At 66.9% G+C, this 12,528-nt stretch carries 10 protein-coding genes; 7 read left to right on the forward strand and 3 right to left on the reverse strand.

Annotated elements, in window-relative coordinates; genetic code table 11:
* Positions 1 to 71: 71 nt before the first annotated feature.
* On the reverse strand, positions 72 to 512 hold the full coding sequence (locus HL666_RS22515; RefSeq protein WP_172183704.1) for a hypothetical protein: 441 nt from the start codon (positions 510 to 512) through the stop codon (positions 72 to 74).
* Between the two features lie 91 nt (positions 513 to 603).
* Here HL666_RS22515 and HL666_RS22520 point away from each other — a divergent pair, with 91 nt between their 5' ends.
* The 4 genes from HL666_RS22520 to blaOXA all read left to right on the forward strand — a co-directional run bounded on the left by HL666_RS22520 (position 604) and on the right by blaOXA (position 4,278).
* Positions 604 to 1,386, forward strand: coding sequence for an ATP12 family chaperone protein (locus tag HL666_RS22520; RefSeq protein ID WP_172183705.1), 783 nt, complete (start codon positions 604 to 606; stop codon positions 1,384 to 1,386).
* A gap of 61 nt (positions 1,387 to 1,447) precedes the next feature.
* Positions 1,448 to 3,097, forward strand: a complete 1,650-nt coding sequence (gene fliK, locus HL666_RS22525) for a flagellar hook-length control protein FliK (protein ID WP_172183707.1) — start codon at positions 1,448 to 1,450, stop codon at positions 3,095 to 3,097.
* Positions 3,094 to 3,375, forward strand: coding sequence for an EscU/YscU/HrcU family type III secretion system export apparatus switch protein (locus tag HL666_RS22530; protein WP_172115570.1), 282 nt, complete (start codon positions 3,094 to 3,096; stop codon positions 3,373 to 3,375). Before fliK ends, HL666_RS22530 begins: the two co-directional genes overlap by 4 nt.
* Positions 3,376 to 3,459: 84 nt before the next feature.
* Complete coding sequence (gene blaOXA, locus HL666_RS22535) at positions 3,460 to 4,278, forward strand: OXA-1091 family oxacillin-hydrolyzing class D beta-lactamase (RefSeq protein ID WP_172183708.1); 819 nt, start codon at positions 3,460 to 3,462, stop codon at positions 4,276 to 4,278.
* A 53-nt stretch (positions 4,279 to 4,331) separates the two neighbouring features.
* On the opposite strand, the gene HL666_RS22540 is transcribed toward blaOXA, so the two are convergent.
* Positions 4,332 to 4,817, reverse strand: a complete 486-nt coding sequence (locus tag HL666_RS22540; protein ID WP_172115566.1) for a hypothetical protein — start codon at positions 4,815 to 4,817, stop codon at positions 4,332 to 4,334.
* Positions 4,818 to 4,917: 100 nt separating this feature from the next.
* A complete protein-coding gene (locus HL666_RS22545) occupies positions 4,918 to 6,006 on the reverse strand; it encodes a dienelactone hydrolase family protein (RefSeq protein ID WP_246741608.1) in 1,089 nt (362 codons plus the stop codon).
* 894 nt (positions 6,007 to 6,900) lie between these two features.
* Here HL666_RS22545 and HL666_RS22550 point away from each other — a divergent pair.
* The 3 genes from HL666_RS22550 to HL666_RS22560 all read left to right on the forward strand — a co-directional run bounded on the left by HL666_RS22550 (position 6,901) and on the right by HL666_RS22560 (position 12,470).
* The gene (locus HL666_RS22550; RefSeq protein ID WP_172115564.1) at positions 6,901 to 8,082 is read left to right on the forward strand and encodes an efflux RND transporter periplasmic adaptor subunit; all 1,182 of its coding nucleotides are present in this window, start codon (positions 6,901 to 6,903) and stop codon (positions 8,080 to 8,082) included.
* A gap of 29 nt (positions 8,083 to 8,111) precedes the next feature.
* Entirely contained in the window at positions 8,112 to 11,255 is a 3,144-nt protein-coding gene (locus HL666_RS22555) for a multidrug efflux RND transporter permease subunit (protein WP_172134732.1), read from the forward strand.
* Positions 11,256 to 11,528: 273 nt separating this feature from the next.
* Positions 11,529 to 12,470 (forward strand): DUF4253 domain-containing protein, encoded by a 942-nt coding sequence (locus HL666_RS22560; RefSeq protein ID WP_210262041.1) that lies wholly within the window; start codon positions 11,529 to 11,531, stop codon positions 12,468 to 12,470.
* Positions 12,471 to 12,528 lie beyond the last annotated feature (58 nt).

Below are 12,528 nucleotides of genomic sequence, written 5' to 3' on the forward strand. Positions count from 1 at the left end.
AGCGCGCTTCCAAATCGCGCCGTAGCGAGCGGGACGCTCGGGTGGTCGGCCCGTTACCCCATCTACGCGCCTCACCTCCTGAACTGATCCAGGAACAGCTTCAGCGAATCGTGCGGCGTCTCCACGTCCAGGATGACCCAGCCGTCCGCCCCCTTCACCACGATGAAGTTCATCGTCACGCGCCGGCCCTGGTTGTCGAAGCTCGCCGCGACATAGGTCTTGTCGAACTGCTTGCGCAGAATCGAGATTGCCACCGGCCCGAGCTTCCAGCGCGGGCTCTGCACCAGGAAGTCGTAGGGCTCGCGCCGCGGCGCCGTCCAGGCCCGGGCGAGGCTCGGGTCGAAGAACTGCCGCGCGGCCTCGGGCGTTCGCGGCAGGCCCGCCGACAGCTCCGGCGACCCCCGGCCGTAATGCGCATAGACGTTGCGCACCAGCGATTCCGGTGTGCCGAAGCCGGCGGCGGCCGGGATGGCGCTGCCGAGCAGGATCAGGACGGAGAGCGGGGCACGCATCGGCAGCTCGCATTTCGGATGGACAGGGTTTATCTACCGCGCAAACCACGGATCCTGTGTAATCTTCCCCCGTGAGAGGGCCGGAATTCCCATGCGTGAATTGTTTGACGAAGTCGCCGGCCGGTCGCCGCTCGATCCGCAGGAATCGGCGCGCCAGGCGATGCGCGCGCCGCTGCGCAAGCGCTTCTACAAGGAGGCCGGTATTGCCGCGGCCGATGGCGGCTTCCATGTGACGCTCGACGGACGGCCGATCCGCACGCCCTCGGGCCGGCTCGTCGTCGTCCCCGTCAAGGAGCTCGCGGAAGCCGTCGCCGCGGAATGGCAGGCCCAAGGCGAGAGCATCGATCCCACCAAGATGCCGCTGACGCGGTTCGCCAACAGCGTGGTGCAGTCGGTGGTGGATCGCGTCGAGGACGTGCGCGAGGACATCGCCAAATACCTCCAGTCCGATCTGCTGTTCTATCGCGCGGCAAACCCGGAAGCGCTGGTGGCCCGCGAGGCCGAGCATTGGGACCCCGTGCTGGACTGGGTGCGCGACAATCTCGGCGCGCATTTCATTCTGTCCGAGGGCGTCATGCATGTCAGCCAGCCCGACGCTGCCGTGCAGGCGGCGCGGAGCGCGCTGCCGACGGGCCCCTGGACGGTCGCCGCTGCCCATGTGGTCACGACCTTGACCGGCTCGGCGCTGCTGGCGCTGGCGCTGGTGCACGGCGTGCGCGATGCCGGCCAGGTCTGGGCGGCCGCCCATGTCGACGAGGACTGGAACGTGGCGCAATGGGGGGCCGACGAGGAGGCGATGAGCCGCCGCGCCGCCAAGCAGATCGACTATCAGGCCGCTGTTCGCATCCTCCAGGAGCTCGGCGCGTCGCACTGAGGCCGGTTAACGCCGGGTTTAGGGCGAGCGGCTAGGCTGTGCGCGTAACCCGAGTACGCGCATGGTCCAGAGTGTCACCCCGCCGCCTTCCGTGAGCGCCGTCCGCGGCGTCGGCAATTCGCCGTCCGGAACCACGGTGGCGGGAGCGACCACGCTGCAGGCCGGTGCGCTGCTCAGTGCCAGGGTGCAGCAGGTGCTCGCCGAGAATCTGGTCCAGATCGCGATCGGAAACCTGTCGATGGAGCTCGCCAGCGAGCTGCCGCTGCAGGCCGGCCAGTCCGTGCAGGTCGCGGTGTCGCAGACCGCGCAGGGCCTGCAGCTCGCGATCGTCGGGCAGGGCAGCGGCGCCGCGACCGGCACGAGCGGCACCCCGACACCCGCTGCCACCGTCGTCGACGTCACCGGCCGCCTCGCGCCGACGCTGGCGCCGCCTCCCGATCCGCTCAGCGGTCTCGAGCGGCTCGCGGTGTCGATCGCCAGCGAGGAGGCGGCGACCCGCCAGGGCAGCCAGGGGCCGTTGTTCGCCGATCTCCAGGCCGTGGCCGACTCGCCGACTCTTCCGCCGGCGCTGCGTGCGGCCGTTGCGCAGGTGCTGGCGCAGCAGACGCTGCTGTCGCCGGAGCTGACGGCGCAGGACGTGCAGAGCGCGGTGCGCAATTCCGGCCTGTTCCTGGAATCCTCACTGGCGAGCGGCAGCGCCGGTGCCGGGGGGCCCGACCTCAAGGCGGCGCTGATCGTGCTGCGCCAGACGCTGGCGTCGGTGCTGCAGACCGTCGATCCCGGCGCCACCGGATCGACGACGCCGTCGCCCGGCGCCTCCTACGCCTCGGCGCTGTCGGAAGCCGGCCGCGCCGCCGCCGCGCAGCAACAGAATGCGGCGCCCACGCTGGTGCCGGATATCGACATCGAGCTGCCCCCGCAGCCCTGGGCCACCGGCATGGGCCGGGCCGACGTCACGTCGGCCGGCCTCACCGGCTCGGCCCTGATCGAGACCTTGACGGGCGCCAAGGCGCAGTCGCTGACCCCCGGCGCGGTGCTGGCCGTTCTGCAGGAGGCGCAGCAGCAGATCCCGCGCGCCGCCGGCCTTCTTCCCGGACGCAACACCAATGGCCGCGGCGACGCCGTCGTCCGCACCAACACGCCGCCCCCGCCATTCCGTGGCGGCGCGCCGGTGCCGCAGCACGTGGCGACGCCGACGCTCGGTTCCGACATGCCGCTGCCGGCAATCGCGCACCGGCTGCTCGACGAGACCGATCAGGCGCTGTCGCGGCAGACGCTGCTGCAGGTCGCCTCGCTCCCGGATCGCCCGGATGCCTCGACCGCGCGTGCCGATTCCACGTTGCCGCGCTGGAATTTCGAGATTCCCTTCGCCACCCCGCAGGGCACGGCGATGGCGCAGTTCGAGATCTCGCGCGACGGCGGCACGCAGGCGCCCGATGCCGCCAAGCGGGTCTGGCGCGCGCGCTTCTCGCTCGACGTCGAGCCGGCCGGTCCCGTGCATGCACTGATCTCGTTCAGCGCCGAGCGGACCTCCGTGCGGATGTGGGCCGAGCGCCCGGTCACCGCCGCGCGGCTGCGCGCGGGCCTGTCCGATCTCGGCCAGGCGCTCAGCCGCGCCGAGCTGTCGCCGGGCGATCTCGTGGTGCAGGACGGCGCGCCGCCGGCGGTGATGCCGCCGAAGGCCGGCCATTTCCTGGATCGCGCGCTATGAGCATCGACGTGAAGGCCGCCAGCAAGACCCAGCTCGCCGTCGCGCTGCATTACGACAAGGGCCAGGGCGCGCCGCGCGTCGTCGCCAAGGGCAAGGGCACGATCGGCGCCAAGATCATCGAGGTTGCCAAGGCGCACGACATCCCGATCGAGGAGAACGAGGTGCTGGCCGGCGCGCTCTCCAATGTCGAGCTCGGCGACGAGATTCCCGAGGAGCTCTACAAGGCCGTCGCCGAGGTGCTGGTGTTCGTACTCAATTTGTCGCGGCCGATGCGCTGAGCGCGCCGCATTGTGATCTCCGTCATGCCTCGATGGTCATCGCCCTGTGATAGGCAGGGGTGGAATCGACGGAGAGATGACGCGATGCCCATCATGAGCCGCCGCCATGCGCTCGGCCTGCTGGCCGGCGCAAGCCTGTTGCCCGCGCGCGCCTTCGCGCATGTGGCGCCGCCGCGCAACGAGATCCGCGGCGCGCTCGCCGAGCGCTTCACCGAGGCAGCCACCAAGGGCACGTTCCTCGCCTACAAGGTGGAGGAGTATCTCATCATCGCCAGCGACACCGAGCGCTCGGGCGAGGCGAGGCTGCCCGCCTCGACGTTCAAGATCGCCAATTCGCTGATCGCGCTTGAGACCGGCGTCGTCGCCGACCCCGACAAGGACGTGTTCAAATGGGACGGCGTCACGAGATCGATCGAGGCCTGGAATAAGGACCATACGCTGCGCAGCGCGATCGCAGTGTCGGCCGTGCCGGTCTTTCAGGAGATCGCGCGGCGCATCGGTCCTGAACGGATGCAGAAATATCTCGAGGAATTGGACTACGGCAATCACGACATCGGCGGCAGCATCGATCAGTTCTGGCTGTCCGGTGCGCTTCGCATCGATCCCGTCGAGCAGGTCGATTTCATCGACCGCCTGCGGCGCGGCGCATTGCCGGTGGCCAAGCGCAGCCAGGATCTGACGCGCGACATCATCCCCGTCACCAAGGTCGGCGACGCCGTCATCCACTACAAATCGGGATTGCTCGGCAAGGAGCAGGGCGCGCTCGGCTGGATGGTCGGCTGGGTCGACAAGGGTGACCAGCCGACCGTGTTCGCGCTCAACATGGATTGCCCCGAGCCACGTCACGTCGAAGCGCGCATGACGGTGGCCCAGGCGTGCCTGAAGGACATCGGCGCGCTTTGAACGGAGTGTCGCTTCGCTCATCCGGGCGGCGAACGTCGCGGCAACCTGAGTGCTTATCTGCGCGCCAGCTCCAGGTCGACGCCCCTGATGTCAGTGCCCGCCGGGCGAATCGACACCGTCTGCCGCTTGCCGCTGGTCGTCAGCGCCAGGCCGGCCGAGAAGGTCTGGCCGCGCGCCTGGGCCTCGATGCGGTTGCCAACGGCGCGGCCCTCGATGGTGCCCGACGCGTTGTGGCTCGCCTCGCTCCATTGGCCGGAAATCTCGCCGCCGCGATAGGCGACGTCGCTGGAGAGATCGATGTTGTAGCTGTCGCTGGCGCAGCGGATGTTGAGGCGCAACTGCTCTCCGGCACCGCCGACGTCGTAAGCCGCCCGGCAGCGCAGCCGCTCCTGGTTGCCGTCGGACAGGTTGATCACTCCGCCGCCGGTCCAGGAGCCCTCCAGCGCCCGGAACGGCGAGGCGGGCGCGCCATGGGCTGCGCCGCCCAGCGCGAGGGCGGTGAGCAAAGTGGGGATTGCAAGGCGAGAGGCGCGCATCATCGGGCTCCGTTTCATCGTCGAAAAGCGAGCGACAACGCAGCAACACACGATCCGTTCGATCCGTCACCTCAATAATTGATCCAAATCGTTCTATTTTTGCTCACGACAACTTGAGCAGCGCCCGCAGAAAATCCGTCACAGCCTGTCGCGCTGCCTCGGCGGTGGCCGGATTGCCGCCGACATGCGGGTCCAGCTCGACACAGGCATCCTGATAGGTGAACGGCTGCTGCGTGTCGGCGTTCATCAGCACACCGCCTTCGCCTTCCTTGATGCGGCAGTTGCGCACGGTCTGCGCCTTGGTTGCGACGGCAAGCATATTGGCACCGAGCAGGCCGAGATCGAAGCCGTGAGGCGAGTCCGGATATTCGGTCAGCTCGACGTCACGCCCGGCGGCCTTCAGCCGTTCGACATAGGCCTTGCACGTTCGCACCGGATTGTAGTCGTCCGGTCCGCCGTGGAAGATCCGGATCGGGCGCGCTGCGACGTCGGTATCGCCGAGATAGGTCGTTGCGCAGTCCGGATAGAACGGAATGTAGGCCGCGAACTGCACCCCCGAATGATTCCAGCGCTTGTGGAAGCGCTCGAGGCTGGCATAGAGCGCCGCTTGTCCACCGCGCGAAAAACCCATCAGCACGATCCGTTCCGGATCGACGCGCGGGTGCTTCGCAAGCACGTCGAGCGAGCGGTAGATGTCCATGATCAGGTTGAGCCGGCCGAGCTGGGCCTGGTTGGTGCTGGTGGTGGTGATGCCGCGCCCGGTGAAGCCGTCGATCGCAAAGGTCGAAATCCCCATCGCGTTGAAGGTACGGCTCCAGGCCGCGATGTTGGCGCCGACGCCGCCCGAGCCATGCATCAAGACGACCACCGGCAGCCTCCCGCTGCCCTGCGCGATCCGCAATTCGCCGACCACGGTGACCGGCTTGCCGCCGTCGTCGCCGGACAGGAATTGCCGGTCGGACAAGGTGAGCGAAGGAATAGGATACATCTCGACCCGGGCCGGCACGTCCTTCCAGATGCCCTGCGCCTGCGCGTTGCCCGTGAGCGCGACGCCGACAATCGCAAGGCCCGCTACGGCCGCAGCGGCGACCGCGCGAAGGGAGCGCCGGCCGGCACGGCGCGTTGCGCGACTGAGACCGGCGTACTCACACGCGGTCAAGACCATACGCGCCGCTTCCACGTGTCGCTTCATGATGGTCCTCCCGGCTCGCTGCTTGTTGCGCGGCGTTGGAGCCGAGTAGAACGAGTGGGCGCGAGGCTGTCAAACGAGCGCACGGGCTGCGCCAGCGGACAGCGGTGGACAACGCATCGAGCAGGCCTTTGGTGCGTCGCGAGAGGTCGGCCGGGCTCCGACGAGATCCAGGCATCCATTGCGCTGCTGCAACGCGTGGGGCTTTGGAGGAGACGGCAGCACGAGCAACGGACGAGTCCGCCGTGTCGTCGCGAGGCGCCAGCAGGGCCATCGGCGCTTGTTGCAGAATGATTTCGGGCCTTTTCGATCCGCTCGCGAGCACGAGAGGTGCGCGGCGCAAGAAGGGCGGTCAGCAATGGGCCGCGCCGTCAGTGGCGGACTGATGAGCTTCGTCGTGCCTGACATCGTAAATCATCCGTTAGCGGCTCGCTCCGATCGTGACGGTATTCGAGACCATCGAATCCCGGGGACAACCCGGCGCACTGCTGGTCGCGCTTGTTTCCAAGACAATGACGGACACCGGCATCCGAAATCATGTCGTGCAGCACTGATCCGTATTCCACCGGTGGTCGTTTCACGTTCAGGGACTATGTGTTGTTCGGATCGACAGCGTCAAAACGAAGCACGCGACAATGCGCGCAGGCGTGGTCGCATCGGCCGGGGCGAAGCATCCCTGCGTCGTTGTCGCAGTCGCCGTTTTGTTGAGGAAAGTAGGTGGCTGTGAGCTATCAACTCACCTATGTAAGCGCCGCACGAAAATTCGTCGGCTCGCGATCGTGGTATACGGCGCGCCAAGTTTGTGAGCGACGACCTGGACGGCAGGACCACGCGATCGGAGTGGTCTGACGGCCGTCGGGAAGTTACGCGCGCCGGCGACGTTATTAGATGGGCTCCATGTTGAAAGAGCAGTTGATCCGTTCCGTCGGCGCGACGATCTGCGCCGTCTCCGTCATCACGCTTGCGGCGTGCAGCGACCAAGGTGGCGCGGCTGCGCCGCATGTGTCCGGTGCTCCCGAGGTTGGTGTCGTCAACCTCGTATCCGCGCCCGTCACGCTGACGAAGGATCTGCCGGGCCGGATCACCTCGATGCGGATCGCGGAGGTACGCCCGCGCGTCAGCGGAATCGTGATCGAGCGCAGCTTTCAGCAGGGCGCCATGGTCGAAGCCGGCGCGGTGCTCTACCGGATCGATCCGGCTCCGTTCGAGGTCGAGTTGGAGAAGGCGCGCGCAGCGCTCGCCAAGGCCGAAGCTGTGCTCTACCAGGCGGACCGCCAGGAGGATCGCCTGAAGAACCTCTTGAAGGGCGAGGCGACCACCCAGGCGCAGTACGAGCTGGCCGTTGCGGCGGAGCGACAGGCCTTGGCCGACGTCGCCGCGCAGAAGGCTGCGGTGGCCCAGGCGCAGCTCAATCTCGACTGGGCGACGGTGCGGGCGCCGATCTCTGGCCGTATCGGCCGCGCTCTGGTAACCGAAGGCGCGCTGGTCAATCCCAACGAGACGACGCATCTTGCGACGATCCAGCAGCTCGATCCGGTCTATGCCGACTTCACCCAGTCCGTGGACGAGTTGAACCAGCTGCGGCGCGATCTCGCAGAAGGTCGCCTCAAGAGCGTGTCGCGCGAGGCGGCGCGGGTCCGCCTGCTGTTCGATGACGGCTCGATGTACAAGCATCCAGGACGGCTGTTGTTCTCTGACGTCAGCGTCGATCCGGGCACTGCGAAGGTCACTCTGCGCGGCGAGTTTCCCAATCCGGAGGGCGAACTGCTTCCGGGCATGTATGTCCGCGTTCAGATCGAGGAGGCGATCGATGCCGCGGGCATCGTCGTGCCCAGCCAGGCGGTGCAGCGGACGACGGCCGGCGGCAGTGCCGTCTATGTCGTCAACAATGAGGGGCGCGCCAATCTGCAGCCGGTGCGGCTCGGGCGTGCGCTCAATGGCGGCATGCTGATCGAGGACGGTCTCAAGCCGGGCTGGCGGATCGTGGTCGACGGCTTCCAGAAGTTCGGGCCCGGCAGCGCGGTCACGCCGGTGCCGTGGAAAGCCTCCGGATCCGACAAGCCGTCCGCTCCGAACTGAACGCCGCTACGGCCCGGAGACCATCCGTCATGTCACGCTTCTTCATCGCACGTCCGATCTTTGCCTGGGTCGTGGCGATCTTCATCTGTCTCGGCGGCATCCTCTCGATTCCGTTTCTGCCCGTCGCGCAATACCCGATCATCGCGCCGCCCTCGATCTCGATCTCGACCGCTTATCCCGGCGCATCGACCGAGAACCTCTATTACAGCGTCACGCGCCTGATCGAGGAGGAGCTGAACGGCGCCTCCGGAATTCTGAACTACGAATCGACCAGCGACACCACCGGCGAGGTCGAGATCATCGCCCAGTTCAAGCCGGGCACCGACATCGAGCTCGCCGCCGTCGACGTCCAGAACCGCATCAAGCGCATCGAGCCGCGCCTGCCCGAGGCGGTGCGCAAGCAGGGCATCGTCATTCTCGAGGCCTCGAGCGCCATCCTTCAATTCGTCACGCTGACCTCGACCGACGGCAGCCTCGACGAGATAGGTCTCGGCGACGTCGCGACGCGCTACGTTCTCCCGGAGCTGCGCCGGCTGCCGGGCGTCGGCCGCGCCCGCCTGTTTGCGACCGAGCGCGCGATGCGCATCTGGCTCGATCCCGACAAGCTGCTCGGGCTCGGCCTGACCGCGCAGGACGTCGACGCCGCCATCGCGGCGCAGAATTCGCAAGTCGCCTCAGGCATTCTCGGCGTGCCGCCGTCACCGTCGAGCCAGCGCACCCAGAACATGGTGCTGGTCAAGGGACAGCTGGAATCGCCGGAGGAGTTCGGCAACATCGTGCTGCGCGCCAACCTCAACGGCTCCACCGTGAAGCTGTCCGACGTGGCGAAGATCGAGGTCGGCGGCCTGACCTACGCCTTCTCGTCCTGGCTCGACGGCAAGCCGGCTGCCGCCGTTGCCGTGCAGCTGGCGCCGACCGGCAATGCGCTCGCGACCGCCAAGGCGGTCAAGACGCGGATGGCCGAGCTCGCGGGCTTCTTCCCGCCCGGAGTCAAATACGAGGTCTCCTACGACATCACCCCGGTCATCGCTGCCTCGGTCAAGAAGGTGCTGATGACCCTGGGCGAAGCGGTGATCCTCGTCTTCCTGGTGATGTTCCTGTTCCTGCAGAACATCCGCTACACGCTGATCCCGACCATTGTGGTGCCGATCGCGCTGCTCGGCACCTGCGCCGTGCTGCTCAGCCTCGGCTTCTCCATCAATGTGCTGACGATGTTCGGCATGGTGCTCGCGATCGGCATCCTGGTCGACGACGCGATCGTCGTCGTCGAGAACGTCGAGCGCATCATGGCGGAGGAGGGGCTGCCGCCTGTTGAGGCGACCGTCAAGGCGATGGAGCAGATCACCGGCGCCGTCATCGGCATCACCCTGGTGCTGATGGCGGTGTTCGTGCCGATGGCCTTTTTTCCCGGCTCGGTCGGCATCATGTATCAGCAGTTCTCCGCCTCGATGGTGGTGTCGATCGGCTTCTCCGCGTTCCTGGCGCTGTCCCTGACGCCGGCGCTGTGCGCGACCCTGCTCAAGCCGATCGAGAAGGGCCATGGCCACGCCAAGGGCGGCTTCTTCGGCTGGTTCAACCGCTGGTTCGGGCGGGTGACGGAGCGCTACACCGGCGCGACGCGCTGGGTCGTGGCGCGCGGCGGCCGCTTCATGATCATCTACGTGCTGCTGCTGGCCGGGCTCGGCTATTCGTTGTGGCGGCTGCCCGGCGGCTTCCTGCCGGTCGACGACCAGGGCTTCGTGATGGTCGACGTGCTGACGCCGGCCGACGCCAGCACCAACCGCACGCTCGATGTGATCAAGACAGTCGAGAAGAAGCTCGCCGAGACGCCCGGCATCGACACGGTATCGTTCATCGCCGGCTTCAGCTTCTATGGACAGGGCTCCAACACGGCTCAGGCCTTCGTCACCTTGAAGGACTGGTCGGAGCGCGGCCGCAACGAGAGCGCCGATGCCTTGATCGCGCGGCTCAATCCGGAGCTGGCGAAGATCAGGGATGCCGAGGTGTCGGTGCTGGCGCCGCCGCCGATCGACAATCTCGGCAACACCTCGGGCTTCAGCTTCCGTTTGCAGGATCGCTCGCAGCGCGGCTACGACGCCCTGATGGCGGCGAAGGACCAGTTGTTCGCGGCCGCCGCCGCTTCGCCGGTGCTCGGCAAGCTCAGCGTCGAAGGCTTGCCGCCGGCGCCGCTGGTTCGGCTCGAGATCGACCGCGCCAAGGCCGCCGCGCTCGGCGTGACCTTTGCCGCGATCAACGGCGCGTTGTCGACCAGCCTCGGCTCGAACTACATCAACGACTTCCTGAACCTCGGGCGCATGCAGCGCGTCATCGTTCAGGCCAATGACGACAAGCGGACCAAGCCCGAGCATCTACTCACCTATAGCGTGCGCAACAATGCCGGCGAGATGGTGCCGTTCTCGTCGTTCTCGCGCATCGCCTGGTCGGTCGGGCCGACGCAAGTGGTGGGCTTCGACGGCTATCCGTCGGTGCGCATCACCGGCAATCCGAAGCCCGGCTATACCTCGGGCGACGCGATCGCCGAGATGGAGCGGCTGATGGGCACCTTGCCGAAGGGATTCGGCTACGCCTGGACCGGGCAGTCGCTGCAGGAGAAGCTCGCCGGATCGCAAGCCGTCTTCCTGCTCGGCCTGTCGATCCTGTTCGTCTTCCTGTGCCTTGCCGCGTTGTATGAAAGCTGGGCGATCCCGTTTGCCGTGATGCTCGCGGTGCCGCTCGGACTGATCGGATCGGTCGCAGCGGCCTGGCTGCGCGGACTGCCGAACGACGTCTATTTCACGGTGGGCGTCATCACCATCATCGGCCTGTCGGCCAAGAACGCCATTCTCATCATCGAGTTCGCCAAGGACCTGAGGGCCCGTGGCACGCCGCTGATCGAGGCGACGGTGACGGCCTGCGAGCTCCGCTTCCGGCCGATCATCATGACGTCGCTGGCCTTCATCCTCGGCGTCGTGCCGCTGGTGATCGCGACCGGCGCGAGCGGCGCGAGCCAGCAGGCGCTCGGCACCGGCGTGCTCGGCGGCATGATCACGGCGACCTTCCTCGCCGTGTTCTGGGTGCCGGTGTTCTTCGTGATGGTGATCCGCTTCTTCACCCGCGACAAGGCGGCGGCCGTACCGACCGCCAAGGAGCAACTGCCCTCCGCGGCGCACTAAGGCCATCGCCGATGGAAGCCGCTTGTCCGGCAACCTCCAATGTCGTCCCGGCGAACGCCGGGACCCATAACCAAAAATCGTGGTGTGTGGCAGACTCGTAGCTTAGCGCTTCCGCTACGATGCCGGCCGGCTGGATCCCGGTCGACGCGGGCCCTTCAACGTTGACCGGCTTTCCGCCCCGCGACGCCAGATGTCGCGGTTGCGCCTAGAAACCGGCTCGAACATTACATTATGATGCTTGCTGATCACGCAGTGAGAAATCAAGGGCGTCCGATGCAACGGCGGGATCTGCTGACAGGGCTGCTCGCCGGCGCGCTGGGCGCGACCATTCCATGGAAGGCGCAAGCCGTGACACCGGACGACATTGCGCGGGAGTATCAGCGCCAGGCCATGGCGCAATTTCCGCTCAAGCTGATCGAAACCACGGGCGACAATGCACTGGCAAAATGGCAGGAGCTAAAGGCGGCCGGGCAGGGCACGCCGGTCGTGCTCGGCGGCGAGGACGAGCACCAGTCCCTGGGCAATCTGCTGATGCCGTTCGCGCCGAACGGACCCTATGTCCCGCCGCTTCGGCCGGTCGAGGACATCCTGCGCGACGCCGATTTGATCAAGTTTCCAGACGATTTCATCCAGCGCAGCAAGGACGGCAACGACGCCGCGATTAGGCAGTTCAAGGAGATGCTGGCGGCAAAGCCGGACATGCCCTTGCCGACGATGACCGAGAGCAAGGACGGACAGCTGCGCACATTGACACGGGACGAGACCATCGCCGCGATGCTCGGCTCTGGCCGCGAGCCGCCGCTCGGCGATTGGCCCGACACGACCGATGCGATGAACGGCCTGTCGGTGGTCATGGATTATCGCACCGGACAGCCGCTGCAGAAGGTCATCATCGGTCTGGCGGCGACCGACGACTGGACGACTGTTCCGGCCATTCTGCGCTGGGGCCATTGGAATGGTTGCCCGAAGCCGGAAGAGCACGTCGCCGCGTTCAGGAATTGGCGCGACCGCTACGGCGCCGAGCTCGTCGCCATCACCTCGGACGTCGTCAATCTGCGCGTCGCGCGGCGGCCGCAGACCCGCGACGAAGCGCTCGCGCTGGCGCGGGAGCACTATGTCTATTGTCCTGATAATATCGACCAGGGCGTCGGCACCTTCAACGCACTCGCCGCCGCCTTGATGAACAGCGACTGGTGGTACTTCTGGTGGGATTGAAGATTGGCTGGTCGGCGCTCGTGACCGGCATCGGGTGACGCCCCTCACGATAACTATG

It is taken from the genome of Bradyrhizobium aeschynomenes (assembly GCF_013178945.1).
In the GTDB taxonomy this organism is placed as follows: domain Bacteria; phylum Pseudomonadota; class Alphaproteobacteria; order Rhizobiales; family Xanthobacteraceae; genus Bradyrhizobium; species Bradyrhizobium aeschynomenes.